The following is a 17,762-nucleotide window of genomic DNA, read 5'->3' on the forward strand; positions in this document are numbered from 1 at the left end:
GGCGGTCCCTCCCCGAGCGGGGAGGGACCGCCGCCGTCCGTGCTCTATGCGGCGGGGTCGGGGAGCCGGAGGTGCTCCAGCGCCGCGTCGTGCAGCGCGCCGTTGGTGGCCAGCGCGCTCCCGCCGGCCGGGCCGCCGGCGCCGCTCAGGTCGGTGAAGCGCCCGCCGGCCTCGCGGACGATGACGTCGAGCGCGGCGAGGTCCCACAGCGACACCTCGGGCTCGCAGGCGACGTCGACCGCCCCCTCGGCGAGCAGCACGTAGCTCCAGAAGTCGCCGTAGGCGCGGGTGCGCCACACCGACCGGGTCAGGTCCAGGAAGCCGTCGAGCAGGCCGCGCTCCTCCCAGCCCGACAGGCTGGAGTAGGACAGGCTCGCGTCGCCGAGGTCGGTGACCCCGGAGACGCGGCAGCGGGTGGCCGACTCCAGCCGCCGGCCGGTCCAGGCGCCGACGTCCTTGGCCGCCCACCAGCGCCGGTTCAGCGCCGGCGCGGAGACCAGGCCGACGACCGCCTCGTCGCCGTCGAACAGCGCGATGAGGGTCGCCCACACCGGCACGCCGCGGACGAAGTTCTTCGTCCCGTCGATGGGGTCGAGCACCCAGCGGCGCGGCCCGTGCCCGGTCACGCCGAACTCCTCCCCGAGCACGGCGTCGCGGGTGCGGGCCCGGGAGAGGGTGATCCGCAGCTGCTCCTCGACCGCGCGGTCGGCGTCGGTCACCGGCGTGAGGTCGGGCTTGGTCTCGACCTCGAGGTCGAGGGCCCGGAAGCGCTCCATGCTGATCGAGTCCGCCTGGTCGGCGAGCACGTGCGCGAGGTGCATGTCCCCCGTGAAGTCCCGGCCCGGTGTCATGGGCACCGAACCTAGCCGGGCGTCAGTCGAAGACCGCGGCACTCACGCCGCTGGGGCCCTCGTACTCCCGGTCGTCGATCTTCTGCAGGGCGTCGGTGACCTCCTTGTCGCTGCCCTTGGCGTGCTCGAGGATCTGTTCCTTGGTCGCCGGGTAGTCGATGCCCTTGAGGGCCTTCTGGATGTCGATGGGGCTCACCATGAGGTCCCGCTACCCCCGCCCACGTGCTCCGATGCGCGGATACCGTCGCTCCCGTGGAGGCGGCGACGATCGTGGGGTTGCTGGCCGATCCCACCCGGCTGAAGGTGGTGGCGGCCCTGGCCCTGGGCGCGGGGACGATCGAGGAGGTCGCCGGCGCCTCGGGGCTGGCGCTCAAGGACGTGGCCCTGGCCGCCCGCCGCCTCGGCCGCGCCGGGCTGGTGCGCCGGGACGGGCACGTCCTCGAGCTGCTGACCGACCGGTTCGGTGCGGCCGCCCGCGCCGCGGCCGCCTCCGTGCCGCCGCCGGAGCCGCTGTCGGACGACCCGGCCGAGTCCGCGGTCCTCGCCGCGTTCATCCGCGACGGCCGGCTGACGACCGTGCCGGCGCAGCAGACCAAGCGGCGGGTGGTGCTCGAGCACGTGGTGCGGGTGTTCGAGGTCGGGGTGCGCTATCCCGAGCGCGAGGTCAACGCCCTGCTCGCCGTCTGGCACCCCGACACCGCGGCGTTGCGCCGCCACCTGGTCGACGAGGGGCTGCTCTCCCGCGAGGCCGGGCTGTACTGGCGCTCCGGCGGCTGGGTCGACGTCGACCGCTGAGGGACCGCTCGCCTCCCGCGGCTCGCAGGCCCATGAGGGGAACCTGCAGGTCGGCCCTTGGCCGGCGCTCGTGCACTGCCCCCGATGCGGACCACAGCACGGGTACTCGCGCGACAGGTCCCGGCCTCCAGCGCGACACTGCGCCCGTGCCCGGCGCCGACGACCTCCGCGCGCTCGCCCGGTCCTCCCCGGACCGGTGGACGACGCTGCGGTTCACCGAGCGCCGGCGTAGCAGGTGGACCAGGGGGAGCCGCTCCGCGCGTGGCTGCGCCGGCCCGACCTGCTCCGCGTGGAGGACGCCGGGGGACGGCTGCTCGAGGTCATCCGTGAGGTCGGCGCGGACCACGACCCGATGTGGCAGGACCATCGCTGGGTCGCCGAGCTCGACCCCGCCGAGCTGGCCGACGGTCTCGACGACGGTCCCGGTGCGCCGCTCGTCGTCGAGGGCGTGCGGGAGGTGGAGCACGCCGGCCGGGCGGCCTGGGAGGCACTCGTCGTGCCGACCGACCGCTACGAGCCGCGCTGCTCCTGCTGCCCGCTGCTGCGCGACCGCCGGGTCGATGAGCTGGAGTGGGGGAGAGTCGACGGAGCCGTCGTGTACCCGACCGTCCACCTGGTGCGGCTCGACGTGCAGACCGGGGTGTGCGTGTGGGCCGAGGCGCTCGACGGCACCTCCGCCGGGGACACCCACGACGTGCGCATCGAGGCGGTCGACGAGCCGATGCCCGACGACCTGTTCCCCCGGCCGCGCCACCAGGGCGCCGTCGGCTAGGACAGCCGGACGGTCCCGTCGGCGTCGACCGACCAGCCGGGGTTGTGCCCGATCTCCCAGACGACGCCGTTCGGATCGCGCACCAGCGCGTGGAAGACGCCGCCGAAGGCGCCCTCCTCCGGCGCGGTCAGCACCGTGCCGCCGGCGGCCGCCATGCGGTCGGTGAGCGCGGCGACGGCGTCGCGGTCCGCGACGTTGTGCGCCAGCGTCAGGCCCGACACGGCCGGCCGCGCCGGGCCGGTGCCGAGGTCCTGCGCGAACTGCGCCGCCTCGAAGAAGGCCAGCACCGTCCCCGGTGCGACCTGGAAGAAGACGATCTCGCCGGGCGCGTCCAGCAGCGGCGTCCAGCCGAGACCGTCGACGTAGTACCGCCTCGCGGCGTCGAGGTCGGCGGTGGCCAGGGTCAGGAAGTGGACCTGCTGCTCCATGGGCGCCTCCGTCAATAGCCGGGGCCGACCTGGCCCACGGCGTCGAGCAGCCGCCGCACGCTGGCCAGCCGCTCGGTGCGGCCGGGCGGCCCGCCGGCGGCCCAGGCGTCCAGCGCGCAGTCGGGGTCCTCGGCGGAGTGCCCGCACCCGGGCGGGCAGCCGGCGGCGGCCTCGGCGAGGTCCTCGAACGCCCCGACGACGTCGTCGACGGTGACGTGCGCCAGCCCCAGCGAGCGGATGCCGGGGGTGTCGACGATCGTCCCGCCGCCGGGCAGGTCGAACAGCACCGCCGACGACGACGTGTGCCGCCCCTTGCCGATCTTGCTCACGTCGCCGATGGCCCGGTCGGCGTCGGGCACCAGCCGGTTGACCAGCGTCGACTTGCCCACGCCGGACTGGCCGACGAACACGCTGGTGCGGTCGGTCAGGCGCTCGAGCAGCAGGTCCAGCGGCGTCTCGCGGGACACCGGCACCGCGCCGACGTCCAGCCCGGCATAGCGGTCCAGGAGGGGCTGGGGGCTGGCGAGGTCGGTCTTGGTCAGGCAGAACAGCGGCTCCAGCCCGCCGGCGTAGGCGGCCACCAGACAGCGGTCGAGGAACCCCAGCGCCGGCTCGGGATCGGTCACCGAGGTGACGACCACGAGCTGCTCGGCGTTGGCGACGACCACCCGCTCGGTCGGGTCGGTGTCGTCGGCGGTGCGCCGCAGCGACGTCGTCCGCTCCTCGATGACCACGATCCGGGCCAGCGTGTCCGGGCGGCCGGTGGTGTCACCGACCAGCCGCACCCGGTCCCCGACGACGACGCCGTGCCGCCCGAGTTCGCGGGCGCGCATCGCGGTCACCTCGACGGGGGCGCCGTCGGGACCCTCGACCCGCACCGTCATCCGGCCGCGGTCGACCGCGACCACCAGCCCCGGGACGGCGTCGCCGTGCGCCGGCCGGGTGCGGGTGCGCGGGCGGGAACCGTGCCGGCCCGGCCGGGTCCGGACGTCGTCCTCGTCGGAGCGGCTGTCCAGCCGCCGCGGGCTCAGGGACCCACCTCCACGCCGCGATCGGCGATGCCCGCCCGGAGCATCCCGGCCCAGCGCTCGCGGAAGTCCGGCAGCGTCTTGGTGACCGCCCCGGGCCCGGCCACCCGGACGCCGTCGACGGCCAGGCCGAGGACGGCGGCGGCCATGACCATCCGGTGGTCGGCGTAGGAGTCCAGCAGGGCCGGCCGCAGCGGGCCCGGCTCGACCTCCAGCCCGTCGGGCAGCTGCCGCACCCGGGCGCCGACCGCGGTGAGCACCTCGTCGAGGGCCTGCAGCCGGTCGGTCTCGTGGCCGCGCAGGTGCCCGATCCCGGTCAGCCGCGAGGGACCGTCGGCCAGCGCGCACAGCGCGGCGAGCACCGGCGTCAGCTCCCCGACGTCGCCGAGGTCGGCGACCAGCGGCGCGATGCGGCCGGTGCCGGTGACCTGCAGCCCGTCGGGCGTGCGCTCGACCTCGGCGCCCATGGCGGCCAGCAGGCGGTCGAGCTGCGCGCCGGGCTGGGTGGTGACGGCGGGCCAGTCGGGCACGGTGACCCGGCCGCCGGTGACCAGCGCCGCGGCGAGGAACGGGGCGGCGTTGGACAGGTCGGGCTCGATCACGCGGTCCAGCGCGGCGACCGGCCCGGGGGAGACCCGCCACCCGCGGTCGGTGGCGGCCACCTGCACGCCGTGTTCGCGCAGCGCGACGACGGTCATCTCGACGTGCGGCATCGACGGCACCCCGCCGGTCAGCGCCAGGTCGACGCCGTCGGTGAACCGGGCGGCGGCCAGCAGGAGGCCGGAGACGATCTGCGAGGACCCGCTCGCGTCGACCGTCACCGCTCCGCCGCGCACCGCGCCGGTGCCGTGCACGGTGAACGGCGCCCGGCCGCGGCCGTCGTCGTCGACCGGCACGCCGAGGTCGCGCAGGGCCGCGATGAGCCCGGCGTTGGGCCGTTCGCGCAGCCGCGGGTCGCCGTCGAGGCGGACCGGGCCGTCGGCCAGCGCGGCCACCGGCGGGAGGAAGCGCAGCACGGTCCCCGCGAGCCCGGCGTCGACCTCGGCGGGCCCGCGCAGCCGTCCGGGCGTGACCAGCCAGTCGGCGCCGTCGTCGGCGATGCCGACACCCAGCGCGCGCAGGCCTGCGGCCATCAGGTCGGTGTCGCGGGCGCGCAGCGGCCGCACGACCCGGCTCGGCCCGTCGGCCAGTGCCGCGAGGACCAGGGCCCGCGCGGTGATCGACTTGGAGCCGGGCAGCGGGACGAGCGCGGCGACGGGCGTCGGGCGGTGCGGCGTCGTCCAGACCTGGCTCACGGGTCCATCCTGCCCGTGGCGCACTGCCGGGAGGACAGCCGCACCGCCCGCACGCTCAGCCGCCGACCGGCCGGTCGGCCTGCTTCACCGGCACCGTGCGGACCAGCCGCCGGTTGGCGAACTCGAACATGGCCAGCTCGGAGAGCTCGCGGCCGTAGCCGGAGCGCTTCACGCCGCCGAAGGGCAGCTCGGGGGAGGAGCCGGTGGGCTGGTTGATCCAGACCATGCCGGCCTCGAGCCGGTCGGCCACCGACCGCGCGCGGTCGAGGTCGCTGCTCATGACGGTGGCGCCGAGGCCGAAGTCGCTGTCGTTGGCCAGCGCGACCGCCTCGTCGGCGTCCTTCACCTTGTAGACGACGGCCGCGGGGCCGAACAGCTCCTCGCGGAAGGCCCGCATCTCCGGGGTGACGTCGGTGAGGATGGTGGCCTCGACGAAGGCGCCCGGCTGGTCGGGACGCCCGCCGCCGGTGACGACGGTGGCGCCCTTGTCGATCGCGTCCTGGATCTGCGCGTGCAGGTCCTTGGCCGCCCGCTCGCTCGACAGCGGGGCCAGCGACGTCGACGGGTCGGACGGGTCGCCGGGGGCGAAGGTGCTGAACGCCTGCTTGAGGCCCTCGACGAAGGGCTCGTAGAGCTCCTCGGTGACGATCAGCCGCTTGGAGGCGGTGCACGCCTGGCCGGTGTTCTGCATCCGGCCCATGGTGGCGGCCTTGACCGTGGCGCCGAGGTCCTCGGCGTCGAGCACGATGAACGGGTCGCTGCCGCCGAGCTCGAGCACCGACTTCTTGAGGTACTTGCCGGCCAGGGCGCCGACGGCGCTGCCGGCCCGCTCGCTGCCGGTCAGCGTCACGCCCTGGATGCGGGGGTCGGCGATGACCTGCTCGACGTCGTCGATGCGCAGGAAGGTGTTGGTGAGGACACCCTCGGGAGCACCGGCATCGGTGAACAGCTGCTCGATCGCCTCGGCGCACTGCGGGGTGATCTCGGCGTGCTTGAGGATGACGGTGTTGCCGAGCACCAGGTTCGGGCCGGCCACGCGGACCACCTGGTAGAAGGGGTAGTTCCACGGCTCGATGGCCAGCAGCACCCCGACGGGCTTGGTCTCGATGACCGCCTCGCCCTTGCCCATCAGCGGCGTGATCTGCGTGGGCTCGAGGAAGCCGGGGCCGTTGTCGGCGTAGTACTTGAGGATCATCGAGCACAGGTAGAGCTCGCCCGTGGCCTCCTCCTTCCGCTTGCCCATCTCCGTGGTGATGAGGGCAGCGAGGTCGTCCCGGCGCTCGTCCATGAGCTCGGCGGCCCGCCGGACGACGCCGGCGCGGTCCTCGACCGGACGCTCACGCCACTCCTGGTAGGTGGCGTGGGCGCGCTCGACGATCCCGTCGATGGCCTCGGTCGGCGTGAAGTCGTACTCCTTCTCGACCTGGCCGGTGAAGGGGTTGACCGTCGCGTAGCGCCGCTCGGCGGACTCGCTCGCGGTCTTCGGCTGCTCGTGCGGGGGGTTCTGGGTCGCGGTCACGAGAGTGATCCTCGTCTCTGCTCGTCGTGGTCTCCACCCCGGGCGTACCCGGCGCCCCGCAGCACAGTCGCGCTGTCCCCGGTCCCGCCTAGAGTCGGTCCCGCGGGCCCGTCCGGGGCCGGCCCGACAGCAGCCGGGAGGACCAGCCATGTGCGGTCGCTACGCCGCCAGCCGCCGTCCCGAGGACCTCGTCGTCGAGTTCGAGGCGGTCCCCGCCGACGGGCAGCAGCCGTTGCGGGCCGACTACAACGTCGCGCCGACCAAGGACGTCTACGTGGTCCGCACCAAGCGGGAGCGCGACCCCGAGGGCCGCCCCACCGGCGCGGGGCACCGCGAGCTGCGGTCCGTCCGCTGGGGGCTGGTGCCCTCCTGGGCCAAGGACGTGTCGGTGGGCAACCGGCTGCTCAACGCCCGGGTCGAGTCGCTGACCGAGAAGCCGGCGTTCCGGTCGGCTGCGCGCTCCCGCCGCTGCCTGGTGCCGGCCGACGGCTGGTACGAGTGGCAGAAGAAGCTCGACTCCCCGGGCAAGCAGCCGTTCTTCATCACGCCGGCCGACGGGTCGGTGCTGGCCATGGCCGGCCTCTACGAGGTGTGGGGCAAGGGCGAGGACCGGCTCTACACCTGCACCGTGGTCACCGCGCCCGCCGTCGGGGCCCTCACCGAGATCCACGACCGCATGCCGCTGGTCCTGCCGCGCGAGCGCTGGGCCGACTGGCTCGACCCGGCCCGCGACGACGTCGAGGCGCTGACCGAGCCCACGCCGCCGTCGCTGGTCGAGGGCCTGGAGCTGCGCCCGGTCGCTCCCACGGTCAACAGCGTCCGCAACAACGGCGCCGAGCTGGTGGCCCGCGTCGAGGGCACCAGCGCCCCGGCCGACCAGCCCGCGCTCTTCTGAGGAGCCGTCCCCTGAGCGAGCGTGCCCACGCCGTCGAGCCGACCGTCCCGCCCGCAGGCCCGCCCCGCGGTGCCGCGCTGCCCGGGTGGGTGGCCGCCGGTGTCACCTTCCTGGCCTCCGGCGCCGTGCTGGTGCTGGAGATCGTCGGGCTGCGGCTCATCGCCCCCTACGTCGGCGTCACGCTGCAGACCAACACCGCCGTCATCGGGTTCGCCCTCGCTGCGATCGCGATCGGGGCGTGGTCCGGGGGTGCGGCGGCCGACCGCCGCGACCCGAGCGCGCTGATCGCGCCGCTGCTGGTCGCCGGCGGCGCGCTGGTCGTCGCCGTCCTGCCGCTGGTGCGCTTCGCCGGCTCGTTCCTCACCGGCCCCGACGCCGGAGCCGTCCTCCTGCTGGCCGCCGTCGCGATCGTGGTGCCGGCGACGCTGCTGTCGGCCGTGCCGCCGATGGTGGTCAAGCTGCAGCTGGCCAGCCTGGCCGACACCGGCTCGGTGGTCGGCCGGCTCTCGGGCATCGGCACGCTGGGCGGCATCGCGGCCACCTTCGTCACCGGGTTCCTGCTCATCTCGATCTTCCCGAGCAGCGGCATCCTCGTCGGCACGGGGCTGGTCACCGCCCTCGCCGGGGCGGCGGTGTGGGGACTGCTGCGCCGCCGGTCGCCGGGCGGTGCCGGCCGGCTCCCCGCCGCGCTGCTGCTGCTCGCCGTCGCCGGCTCGCTGCTGGCCGCCGTCGCGCCGACGCCGTGCGAGGAGGAGACGGCCTACCACTGCGCCCGTGTGGTGGCCGACCCCGAGCGGGACACCGGCCGGGTGTTGGTGCTCGACACCCTGCGGCACAGCTACGTGGACCTCGCCGACCCCACGTACCTGGAGTTCGAGTACGTCCGGGCGATCGCCGCGGTCACCGACGTCCTCGCGCCGCCGGGGCAGCCGTTGTCGGCGCTGCACCTCGGCGGCGGCGGCGCGACCGTCCCGCGCTACCTCGCGGAGGTGCGCCCCGGAACGGAGAGCCTGGTGCTGGAGGTCGACCCCGGCGTGGTCGCCATCGACCGCGAGCAGCTGGGCCTGGAGACGTCGGAGGACCTGCAGGTGCGGGTCGGTGACGCGCGCGTGGGCCTCGCCGCCGAGCCGCCCGGCGCCCGCGACCTCGTCGTCGGCGACGCCTTCGGCGGCCTGTCGGTGCCCTGGCAACTGGCCACCGTGGAGGCGCTGCGGCTGGTCGACCGCGCGCTCACCGACGGCGGCGTCTACGTCGCCAACCTGATCGACCACCCGCCGCTGGCCTTCGTCCGCGCGGAGCTGGCCACGATGGGCGAGGTCTGGCCGCACGTGCTGCTGCTGGCGCGTGCCCCGGTGCTGGCGGGGGAGGACGGCGGCAACCTGGTCGCCGTCGCGTCGTCACGGCCGCTGGACGAGGCGCGCCTCGCCGACGCGCTGCTCGCGCAGGACTCCGCCTGGCAGGTCGCCTCCACCGCGGAGGTCGCCGCCTTCGCCGGGGACGCGCAGGTCCTCACCGACGACGCCGCGCCGGTCGACCAGCTGCTCACGCCCTACGGCGCCCCCGAGTGAGGCGCGCGGACCTCACCGCCCGATCGGGGCGGTGCGGGCGCGGGTCAGGCGCACCAGGTCGGCCGGCGGCAGCTCCACCTGCAACCCGCGTCGGCCGGCGCTGACCATCACCGTCGGGAACCCCAGCGCCGACTCGTCGACCACCGTCGGCAGCGCCTTGCGCTGGCCCAGCGGGCTGATCCCCCCGACGACGTAGCCGGTCGTGCGCTCGGCGTCGGCGGGGTCGGCCATCGCCGCCCGGCGCCCACCGGCCGCCGCGGCCAGGGCCTTGAGGTCGAGGGTGCCGCTGACCGGGACGACGGCGACGGTCAGCGCGCCGTCGACGCGGGTCACCAGCGTCTTGAACACCTGGCGCGGATCGGCGCCGAGCGCGGCCACCGCCGCCTCGCCGTGCCCCTGGTCGCCCGGGTGCTCGGGGTCGTAGGGGTGCAGGGTGTGCGCCACCCGCGCCTTCTCGAGGGCCCGCACCGCGGGGGTCGCCGCCACGGCCGGGCAGCGTAGCCAGCCCGACCGGGCGGGCGCCGCCGAGTTCGGCCGGCGGGAATGACCGCGCGGGGGGCTCCCGTTGCAGGGACCGTGAGCAGCACCGTCTCCAGCGCCCGCACGCGGGCTCCGCGCCGGCGGCCCCCGGGCCGGCCGGACGCCGCGCGACTAGGATCGTCCGAGGTGGTCGCCCGCTCCCGGGCGCCGCAGAGAGGACGGCTGGTGCCTGAGGAGTCCGCAGGCGGGAACCCCGCCGTCGAGCCGGTCGTCGGTGCCCCGGTGGAGGTGCCCGAGGCCCGCGAGGGCGGCAGCCGCACCGAGGTGGCCGAGACCCGCGCCGAGCGCGACGCCCGCTTCGAGCGGGACGCGCTGCCCTACCTCGACCAGCTCTACCCGGCCGCGCTGCGCATGACCCGCAACCCCGCCGACGCCGAGGACCTGGTCCAGGAGACCTTCGTCAAGGCCTACTCCGCGTTCCACCAGTTCGCCGAGGGCACCAACCTCAAGGCCTGGCTGTACCGGATCCTGACGAACACCTACATCAACAGCTACCGCAAGAAGCAGCGTCAGCCGCAGCAGTACCCCACCGACCAGGTGCAGGACTGGCAGCTCTACGCCGCCGAGGAGCACAGCTCCAGCGGCCTGCGCTCGGCCGAGATCGAGGCGCTGGACCACCTGCCGGACTCCGACATCAAGGAAGCCCTCCAGCAGCTGCCCGAGGACTTCCGCCTGGCGGTGTACCTCGCCGACGTCGAGGGCTTCGCCTACAAGGAGATCGCCGAGATCATGGGCACGCCGATCGGCACGGTGATGTCCCGGCTGCACCGCGGCCGGCGGGGCCTGCAGAAGCTGCTGGCCGACTACGCCCGCGAGCGCGGCTTCGTCCGCGCCGGAGCCGGTGAGGAGGGGCGGTCGTGAGCGCCGAGCACGAACACCCGGCCTCGTGCGACGACGTCCTGTCGCACGTCTTCGAGTTCCTCGACCACGAGACCGGCGACGACCGCCGCGCGGTCATCGCCGAGCACCTCGAGGACTGCTCGCCGTGCCTGCGCCAGTTCGGCATCGAGCAGGAGTTCAAGGCACTGGTCCGCCGCCGCTGCGGCGGTGACCCGGCGCCGACGGGCCTGCGCGACCGGATCAAGCTGCAGCTCACCACGGTCTCCTTCGACGAGGACGGCACCCACGTCAGCGTCGAGCAGGTCAGCGTCGAGCAGGTCACCACCGACCGGTCCGACCAAGCCTGACCTCCCGCACAGACGACGGCGCCCCGCTCCGGTCTCCGGGGCGGGGCGTCGTGTCGTTCAGGCGCCGTGTGGTCCAGGCGCCGTGTGGTCCAGGCGCCGTGTGGTTCAGGCGTTGGGGCGCTTGCCGTGGTTGGCCTTGCTCCCCTTGCGGGAGCGCCGCTTGCGTCCACGCTTGGACATCGCTGCCCTCCTCTCGTCGTCGGGTCCGGAGTGCTCGAGGTCCCCTCCAGGGTCCCACAGCGGGGTGGTCGCTCCCCGGCCGGTGGCGTGGGTGCCGGTCCGGGGGGGCACCATGCAGGGGAGACCGGGCCCGCGGGGTCCGGCACGCGACGGGAGGCCGGCGAGCGTGGCCCAGCACGGGATCGAGAGCGTGCTCGTGGCGGGGCGGGGGCCCGCGGCGTGCGCGGTGATCGCGGCCTGCTCCCGGCTGGACGTGAAGTCGGTGGCCGTCTACTCCGAGGCCGAGCGCTCGGCGCGGCACGTGCGGCTGGCCGACGACGCCGTGCTGCTCGGGCCGGCACCGGCCACCGAGTCCTACCTCGCCGTCGACCGGATCGTGGAGGCCGCCCGCCGCAGCGGGGCCCGCGCCGTCCTGCCCGTGCCGCCCGCGCTGGCCGGCAACGCCGCGCTCGCCGGTGAGGTCGCCGCCGCGGGGCTGACCTGGATCGGCCCCCCGGCCGAGGTGCTCGAGCGGCTCGGCGGCGACGGCGTGGAGCCGGCCAGCGAGCACGGCCTGCTCGCCGTCGTCACCGAGGACGGCCTGCGGTTCCCGACGACGGTCGCCCGCGACCGGGCGGCCGGCATCGCCCGGGTGTCCTGGACGCCCGATCCCGTCGGCGACGTGCCGCCCGGCGCCAAGCGGCTGGCCGAGGTCGGCTGGCGCGGGCTGGTCACCGTCGGCATCTCGGAGGACGGCGAGCTGGGGGAGGTCGCAGCCGGGTTCTCCCTCGACATGGCGGTGCTCGAGCGGGCCCACCGGGTCGACGCCGTGGACCTCGCGCTGGCCGCGGCGGCCGGCCGGCGGGCTCCGCGCCGGCGCGGCGTCGACGAGCACCCGCCGCGAGCCGCCGTCGCCGTGCAGCTGCGCGCGACGCTCCCTCCCGGCCGGGCCGGCCGGGTGACCGGGGCGCTGCCGTCGGCGGGTCTGCTGCGCGGCGCCACCGGGCAGACCGACGTCGTCGCGGTCAGCGGGTACGACCCCGGCGACCGGCTCGACGGCTGGTACGACGCCCTGCTGGCCACCGTCAGCGCCGGCGCGGCAGACACGGCCACCGCGGCCCGGGCAGCCGCCGCGGCCCTCTCCGGGCTCCCCGGGACCGGCGTCCCGCACGACGGCGACGAGGTGTGCGCGGTCCTGCAGCAGCTGGCCGAGGGGGATCCGGCGCCGGGCAGCTAGCTCCCGGCCCGGCGATCGCGCCGCGTGCTTGGATGGGGGCTCCAGCGAGGAGGTGCCGCGTGGCGGTCGAGGAGATCCACGCCGAGATGGTCTCCAGCGTCTGGAAGGTGCTGGTCGCCCCGGGCAGCGAGGTCACCGCCGGGGACACCCTGGTGATCCTCGAGTCGATGAAGATGGAGATCCCCGTCCTCACCGAGCGCGCCGGCGTCGTGCAGGAGCTGCACGTCGTCGAGGGCGAGGTGCTGCAGGAGGGCGACCTCATCGCCACCGTCGCCGACGCCTGAGACCCCGCGGGCCCCCGAGCGTCAGCGGGCCCCCGCCAGGGCGGGCAGCCGCTCGCCGAGCAGCCGGTAGACCTCCGGGTGGAGGCTCATGCCCACGTGGCTGGAGTCGATCTCCACGTTGTCGGCGTCGGGGTCCAGGCAGGCCCGCCAGTCGACCACCCAGTCGCTGCGCGAGTGGACCGAGACGTACGGGACGCGGGCGGGGAACGGCCGGTCCAGCTCGGTGGCGAGTTCCGCGGCGCAGCCTCCCTGCAGGCAGTCGTCGAGGAACAGGCCGGGCACCCCCGCACTCCCCAGCGCGGCGACGAGCCGCACCTGCGCGGCGACGAACGGGTTGATGGCCATGTGGTCGACGTTCGGACTGCCCAGCGTGACGATCCCGCCGACGCGGTCCGGCCGGCGCATGGCGACGAGCTTGGCGAACATCCCGCCGCGGCTCTGGCCGACGATGGCCGCGGGCCTTCCCGCCCGGTCGGTGAACTCGACGAGGCGGCGCTCCAGCCGCTCGACGGCCTTGCGGGTGCAGTCGACGTTGACGCGGATCCGCGACGTGCAGGTCCGGTAGCCCCGGGCGCGCAGCCAGCGCTCCAGCACCGCCAGCGACGGGTCCCCGGCGAGGAACCCGGGCACCAGCAGGACCGGCAGGCCGCCGCCGTCCGGCACCCCCGTCCCGCGCCACACCGGGGAGCGGAACAGGGCGGCCGCCTCGCGCCACGGCCGCTGCGCGGCCAGCACCGCGGCCACCGGGGACGCGCCGATCCACGGCGGGTCCTCCTCGTCCCGTGCCCGGTGGGGCGACGCCGTGCTGGCCATGTCCTCGTCTCCGTTCGTCGACCGGGCCGGGGTCGTACCCGCCGAGGAGGACGGGTCACCGGGCACTGCGGAGCAGTGTGACCCCTGACACACTGCTCCACACCCCGGTGGTACGCGGCGACCCCGGGGCCGGCGCAGGGAGGCAGGGCGATGAAGCAGCTGTCAGGACTGGACGCGACGTTCCTGCACCTGGAGACCTCCGCGCAGTTCGGCCACGTCTCGAGCCTGTCGATCTACACCCGACCCGACTCGCCCGACTACCGGCCCTACGACGCCTGGAAGGGGCAGCTGCAGCGGCGGCTGCACCTGCTCGAGCCGCTGCGCCGCCGCCTGGCCGAGGTCCCCCTGGGCCTCGACCACCCGTACTGGATCGCCGACCCCGCCTTCGACCTGGACTTCCACGTCCGCCACACGGCCGTCCCGCCGCCCGGCACCGACGACCAGCTCGCGGCGCTGGCCGGGCGGCTGGTCTCCCGGCCGCTGGACCGCCGCAAGCCGCTGTGGCTCTCCTACGTCATCGAGGGCCTGGCCGACCGCCGCTTCGCCGTCCTGACGATCGTCCACCACGCCACGATCGACGGGGCCTCCGGCGTCGAGCTCATGACGCTGATGCTCGACGACCGTCCCGAGGGGGCTCCCGAGTCGCGCGAGACCGACACGTGGACGCCCGAACGGCCGCCCGGCGACCTGGAGATGCTGGCCCGCGGCGCGCTCGGTCTCGCCCGCAAGCCCGCGCGCGGGCTGCTGCTCGCCGCCTGGTCGGCCCGCGAGGTCGGCCGCGCCACCCGCAACCCCGTGCTCGTCCGGGCCGCGAACGACGTCCGCCGGAGCCTGCGCGGGCCGCTCGGGACCGTGCTCAACCTCGGCCGGCAACGGCCCGAGGAGCCCGACCAGCCGCCCGCGATGCCCAGCGTCCGGCCGCCGCGGACGCCGTTCAACGGTCCGATCACGCCGCACCGGAAGCTGGCCATCCGGTCGACGTCGCTCGACGTGGTCAAGCAGGTGAAGGCGGCCCTCGGCGTCACCGTCAACGACGTCGTCATGGCCGCGTGCGCCGGTGGCCTGCGCACCTTCCTGGACCGCCGTGGCGCGCTGCCTTCGGACCCGCTCGTGGCGCTCGTCCCCGTCTCGGTGCGGACCGGCGAGGAGACCGAGCGCTGGACCAACCGGGTGTCGATGCTCTCGGCCGTCCTCCCCACGGACGAGCCCGACCCCGTCCGGCGGCTGCGGCGCGTGCACGAGTCGATGGCCAGCAGCAAGGAGCTGTTCTCAGCGCTGCCCGCCGACCGGCTCACCGACTTCGCCGAGTTCCCGCCGCCGGCGGTCTTCGCGCGGGCGATGCGGCTGAGCGCCCGCCTGCGGCTGGGCTCCCGGCTGTCGCCGGGCAACCTCGTCATCTCCAACGTGCCCGGCCCGCGCGCGCCGCTCTACGCCGCGGGCGCGCGGCTCGAGCACTACTTCCCGGTCTCGACGATCGTGGAGGGGCAGGGCCTCAACATCACGGTGCAGAGCTACCTCGACCGCCTGGACTGGGGCCTGGTGTCGTGCGCCGAGCTGCTGCCCGACGTCGACGTGCTGCTCGCCGACATCCTCGACGAGATGGACACCCTCGCGGCCGCCGCGGGCGTCGCGGTACCGGGATCGGAGCCGGCCGCTCCGGCGCGCTCCCGTCCGTCGCGGTCCGGGAGCGGCCGAGGTCAGAGGTCCAGGGCGTAGACGAGCAGGTCGATGCCGGGCCGCGGGGCCCAGTCGCGCTCGGGCAGCCGGGTGAAGCCGAGCCGGCCGTACAGCCGGTGCGCGGCGGTCATGACCGGGTCGGTGGAGAGCACCATCCGGCGCTTGCCGGCGACGCGGGCGCGGTCCAGGCACTCGGTCACCAGCAGCTCCCCGACGCCGAGCCCGCGTACCGCCGGGTCGACGACGAGCATCCGGAACGCGGCCTCGTCCGCGGACTCGGTGATCTCACCGAAGTCGCCGTCGAGCACCAGCGCCACGGCGCCCACCACCCGGCCGCACTGCCGGGCCACGATCAGCTGCGAGCGGCCCGCCCGGCCCTCGACGTCGGCCAGCTGCGGCAGGTAGGCGTCGGAGGCCAGCTCCTCGTCGCGGTACACGCCGACGGTGAGGTCCGCGACGGCCGGGAAGTCGCCGGGGACGGCGTCGTCGACGGTCACGGGCAGGGGAGCGGGGGACGGTGCGGCCACGGGGGACCAGCCTAGGTCGGCGCCGGCCATACGCTCGGGGGCGATGAGCACCCTCTCCGAGCGCCTGCACCGCGGTGCGGCGACCGCCCCCTCCCAGGTCGACCACGCCCGCCGGCTGGTGGCCGACTGGCAGCTGCTGGCCGACCTGGCGTTCGCCGACCTGACCCTGTGGGTGCCGCTGCGCACCGGCGCGTGGTGGTGCGTCGCGCAGGTGCGCCCGCTCACCGCGCCGACCAGCCAGCCCGAGGACCTGGTCGGCAGCGAAGCCGACGGCCCGAACGCCGACCCGTTCCGCCAGGCGCACCGCGAGGGCCGGCCGGTGACCGAGGGCGAGCCGGACTGGTCGGGCGCCAACCCGCGGCGGCGCGAGATCATCCCGGTCCGGCACGACGGCGTCGTCGTCGCCGTGCTGGCCAAGGACACCAACCTGGCGGTGACCCGGTCGCCGTCGACGCTGGAGCTGACCTACCTCGACATCGCCGCGGACCTCTGTCTCATGGTCTCGGCCGGCACCTTCCCGCCGGAGAAGCTGCTCGACGCCGAGATGAGCCCCCGGGTGGGCGACGGGCTGGTGCGCCTGGACGCCGCCGGCCGCGCCGTCTACGCCAGCCCCAACGCCCTGTCGGCCTACCGGCGACTGGGCGTCGACGGCGACCTCGTCGGGGCCGACCTAGCCCGGGTCACGCGCGGCGCCGCGGTCGACGGGGTGGCGGGGGAGGCGGTGGCCGCCGGCATCGCCGCGGCGGTGGCCGGGCGGTTCCCCGACCCGATGGACGTCGAGGCGCCGTCGGCGACGCTGCTGGTGCGCGCGCTGCCGCTGCAGGCGCCCGGTGCGGAGGAGGGCGCGCTGGTGCTGGTCCGCGACGTCACCGACGTCCGGAGCCGCGACCGGGCGCTGCTCACCAAGGACGCGACCATCCGCGAGATCCACCACCGCGTGAAGAACAACCTGCAGACCGTCGCCGCGCTGCTGCGGTTGCAGGCCCGGCGGATGACTGAGCCGGCCGCGCGCGCGGCGCTGGAGGAGTCGGTGCGGCGGGTCGCCTCGATCGCCGTCGTCCACGAGACGCTCGCCGGCAGCCGGGAGGACGTCGTCGACGTCGACGACGTGCTCGACCAGGTGCTGCCGATGCTGGGCGACCTCACCTCGATCGGCCCGGCGGCGCGGACCCGGAGGGTCGGCGGGTTCGGCGAGCTGCCGGCGGCCACGGCCACGCCGCTGGTCCTGGCGGTCACCGAGCTGCTGCACAACGCCGCCGAGCACGCGTTCCCGGCCGACGGTCAGCCGGGGTCGATCGAGCTGGTGGCCGAGCGGGACGGCGACGACCTGGTGGTGCGCGTCCGCGACGACGGCCAGGGGCTGCCCGACGGCTTCGACCCCGCGCTCAGCGACGGCCTGGGCCTGCAGATCGTGCGGACGCTGGTGACCAGCGAGCTGGGCGGTTCGCTGCTCATGCGGACGCCGGAGGACCCGCCGGGACCGGGGCGTCCCGGTACGGAGGTCGTCCTCGACATCCCCGGCGCCGCCAGACCCCGCCGGTAGGCGGTGGCCGGGACGAGTGGGGGCCGGAGGCTCCCGCGAGGAGTGGCCGGGTGGGCTCGGCGCCGCTGGGGGACGGCACGTGGCCGCGGTGTCGTCCGGGAGGACGACGGTGGAAGAGCGTGAGGCCGGTCCCCGCTCGGGGGACCGGCCTCACGCTCGTTGCTCTGCCGCCGGGTGCCGGCGGACGGTCCGTCAGGCGCGGACGCGGGTGCGGGACTGGCGGCGCTTGAGGGCGCGCCGCTCGTCCTCGGAGAGCCCGCCCCAGACGCCGGAGTCCTGGCCGGAGCGCAAGGCCCAGTCCAGACAGGACTCGACGACCGAGCAGCGGCGGCAGACCGCCTTGGCCTGCTCGATCTGTACCGTGGCCGGGCCGGTCGTCCCGATGGGGAAGAACAGCTCAGGGTCCTCGTCCCGGCAGAGCGCGCGGTGGCGCCAGTCCATGTCGGTGCACTCCTCGGTGTCGACTACATTGCTTGGGAAAATCGCTGACATCGGGCCGCTTGCGCGGGCGCGACACCGGTTCCCCAGCGCCTCGTTCCAGCGACCGCCTGCCGCCTTGTTACCGGCAGGTTGCGTTCCTCTCGCGATGTTTTCACCTGAGGACTGCGTGTCAAGCGCGCGGAGGCCCTGGGTCGACCCCGCGT

At 75.4% G+C, this 17,762-nt stretch carries 21 protein-coding genes; 10 read left to right on the forward strand and 11 right to left on the reverse strand.

Annotated features, from left to right (window positions below):
* Positions 1-44: 44 nt before the first annotated feature.
* Together HLV61_RS06280 and HLV61_RS06285 are read right to left on the reverse strand one after the other, a co-directional pair.
* Positions 45-851, reverse strand: coding sequence for an inositol monophosphatase family protein (locus tag HLV61_RS06280; RefSeq protein ID WP_369253534.1), 807 nt, complete (start codon positions 849-851; stop codon positions 45-47).
* A 22-nt stretch (positions 852-873) separates the two neighbouring features.
* Positions 874-1,050 carry a DUF2795 domain-containing protein gene (locus HLV61_RS06285; protein ID WP_369253535.1) on the reverse strand — a complete coding sequence of 59 codons (177 nt, stop codon included), beginning with the start codon at positions 1,048-1,050 and terminating at the stop codon, positions 874-876.
* A gap of 53 nt (positions 1,051-1,103) precedes the next feature.
* Here HLV61_RS06285 and HLV61_RS06290 point away from each other — a divergent pair, with 53 nt between their 5' ends.
* On the forward strand, positions 1,104-1,646 hold the full coding sequence (locus tag HLV61_RS06290) for a DUF2087 domain-containing protein (protein WP_369253536.1): 543 nt from the start codon (positions 1,104-1,106) through the stop codon (positions 1,644-1,646).
* Between the two features lie 235 nt (positions 1,647-1,881).
* Positions 1,882-2,418 carry a hypothetical protein gene (locus HLV61_RS06295; RefSeq protein WP_369253537.1) on the forward strand — a complete coding sequence of 179 codons (537 nt, stop codon included), beginning with the start codon at positions 1,882-1,884 and terminating at the stop codon, positions 2,416-2,418.
* Here HLV61_RS06295 and HLV61_RS06300 read toward each other — a convergent pair.
* From HLV61_RS06300 to HLV61_RS06315, 4 genes are all read right to left on the reverse strand, one after another.
* Positions 2,415-2,846, reverse strand: a complete 432-nt coding sequence (locus tag HLV61_RS06300) for a VOC family protein (protein ID WP_369253538.1) — start codon at positions 2,844-2,846, stop codon at positions 2,415-2,417. The genes HLV61_RS06295 and HLV61_RS06300 overlap by 4 nt on opposite strands.
* 11 nt (positions 2,847-2,857) lie before the next feature.
* Complete coding sequence (rsgA, locus tag HLV61_RS06305) at positions 2,858-3,730, reverse strand: ribosome small subunit-dependent GTPase A (RefSeq protein ID WP_369253539.1); 873 nt, start codon at positions 3,728-3,730, stop codon at positions 2,858-2,860.
* Between the two features lie 143 nt (positions 3,731-3,873).
* Positions 3,874-5,169, reverse strand: a complete 1,296-nt coding sequence (aroA, locus tag HLV61_RS06310; protein WP_369253540.1) for a 3-phosphoshikimate 1-carboxyvinyltransferase — start codon at positions 5,167-5,169, stop codon at positions 3,874-3,876.
* A 55-nt stretch (positions 5,170-5,224) separates the two neighbouring features.
* Positions 5,225-6,688, reverse strand: coding sequence for an NAD-dependent succinate-semialdehyde dehydrogenase (locus HLV61_RS06315; RefSeq protein ID WP_369253541.1), 1,464 nt, complete (start codon positions 6,686-6,688; stop codon positions 5,225-5,227).
* A 148-nt stretch (positions 6,689-6,836) separates the two neighbouring features.
* Between HLV61_RS06315 and HLV61_RS06320 the strand changes: the two genes are divergently transcribed.
* Together HLV61_RS06320 and HLV61_RS06325 are read left to right on the forward strand one after the other, a co-directional pair.
* Positions 6,837-7,583, forward strand: a complete 747-nt coding sequence (locus tag HLV61_RS06320) for an SOS response-associated peptidase (RefSeq protein ID WP_369253542.1) — start codon at positions 6,837-6,839, stop codon at positions 7,581-7,583.
* 89 nt (positions 7,584-7,672) lie between these two features.
* A complete protein-coding gene (locus HLV61_RS06325; protein ID WP_369253543.1) occupies positions 7,673-9,151 on the forward strand; it encodes a fused MFS/spermidine synthase in 1,479 nt (492 codons plus the stop codon).
* Positions 9,152-9,163: 12 nt separating this feature from the next.
* Here HLV61_RS06325 and ybaK read toward each other — a convergent pair whose 3' ends face one another.
* Positions 9,164-9,637, reverse strand: coding sequence for a Cys-tRNA(Pro) deacylase (ybaK, locus tag HLV61_RS06330; protein WP_369253544.1), 474 nt, complete (start codon positions 9,635-9,637; stop codon positions 9,164-9,166).
* A 219-nt stretch (positions 9,638-9,856) separates the two neighbouring features.
* Between ybaK and HLV61_RS06335 the strand changes: the two genes are divergently transcribed.
* Positions 9,857-10,552, forward strand: a complete 696-nt coding sequence (locus HLV61_RS06335; RefSeq protein ID WP_110905497.1) for a sigma-70 family RNA polymerase sigma factor — start codon at positions 9,857-9,859, stop codon at positions 10,550-10,552.
* Entirely contained in the window at positions 10,549-10,878 is a 330-nt protein-coding gene (gene rsrA / locus HLV61_RS06340) for a mycothiol system anti-sigma-R factor (RefSeq protein ID WP_369253545.1), read from the forward strand. The genes HLV61_RS06335 and rsrA overlap by 4 nt, the downstream gene beginning before the upstream one ends.
* A 105-nt stretch (positions 10,879-10,983) precedes the next feature.
* Here the strand turns inward: rsrA and HLV61_RS23200 are convergent, their stop codons facing one another.
* Positions 10,984-11,058: a 50S ribosomal protein bL37 gene (locus HLV61_RS23200; RefSeq protein WP_099459150.1), complete on the reverse strand. Its 75-nt coding sequence runs from the start codon at positions 11,056-11,058 to the stop codon at positions 10,984-10,986.
* Between the two features lie 166 nt (positions 11,059-11,224).
* Between HLV61_RS23200 and HLV61_RS06350 the strand changes: the two genes are divergently transcribed.
* Positions 11,225-12,274, forward strand: coding sequence for a biotin carboxylase N-terminal domain-containing protein (locus HLV61_RS06350; RefSeq protein WP_369253547.1), 1,050 nt, complete (start codon positions 11,225-11,227; stop codon positions 12,272-12,274).
* Between the two features lie 59 nt (positions 12,275-12,333).
* Positions 12,334-12,558 (forward strand): biotin/lipoyl-binding carrier protein, encoded by a 225-nt coding sequence (locus HLV61_RS06355; protein WP_369253548.1) that lies wholly within the window; start codon positions 12,334-12,336, stop codon positions 12,556-12,558.
* A 21-nt stretch (positions 12,559-12,579) separates the two neighbouring features.
* Here the strand turns inward: HLV61_RS06355 and HLV61_RS06360 are convergent, their stop codons facing one another.
* On the reverse strand, positions 12,580-13,371 hold the full coding sequence (locus tag HLV61_RS06360) for a lipase family alpha/beta hydrolase (RefSeq protein WP_369253549.1): 792 nt from the start codon (positions 13,369-13,371) through the stop codon (positions 12,580-12,582).
* Between the two features lie 150 nt (positions 13,372-13,521).
* On the opposite strand from HLV61_RS06360, the gene HLV61_RS06365 reads away from it, so the two are divergent.
* Entirely contained in the window at positions 13,522-15,087 is a 1,566-nt protein-coding gene (locus HLV61_RS06365) for a WS/DGAT/MGAT family O-acyltransferase (RefSeq protein WP_369253550.1), read from the forward strand.
* On the opposite strand, the gene HLV61_RS06370 is transcribed toward HLV61_RS06365, so the two are convergent.
* On the reverse strand, positions 15,069-15,575 hold the full coding sequence (locus tag HLV61_RS06370) for a GNAT family N-acetyltransferase (RefSeq protein ID WP_369253551.1): 507 nt from the start codon (positions 15,573-15,575) through the stop codon (positions 15,069-15,071). The genes HLV61_RS06365 and HLV61_RS06370 overlap by 19 nt on opposite strands.
* A gap of 43 nt (positions 15,576-15,618) precedes the next feature.
* Here HLV61_RS06370 and HLV61_RS06375 point away from each other — a divergent pair, with 43 nt between their 5' ends.
* Entirely contained in the window at positions 15,619-17,118 is a 1,500-nt protein-coding gene (locus HLV61_RS06375; RefSeq protein WP_369253552.1) for a sensor histidine kinase, read from the forward strand.
* Between the two features lie 192 nt (positions 17,119-17,310).
* On the opposite strand, the gene HLV61_RS06380 is transcribed toward HLV61_RS06375, so the two are convergent.
* Entirely contained in the window at positions 17,311-17,559 is a 249-nt protein-coding gene (locus tag HLV61_RS06380) for a WhiB family transcriptional regulator (protein WP_093577948.1), read from the reverse strand.
* Positions 17,560-17,762 lie beyond the last annotated feature (203 nt).

Source organism: Geodermatophilus amargosae (genome assembly GCF_041028265.1).
Taxonomy (GTDB): Bacteria; Actinomycetota; Actinomycetes; order Mycobacteriales; family Geodermatophilaceae; genus Geodermatophilus; species Geodermatophilus amargosae_A.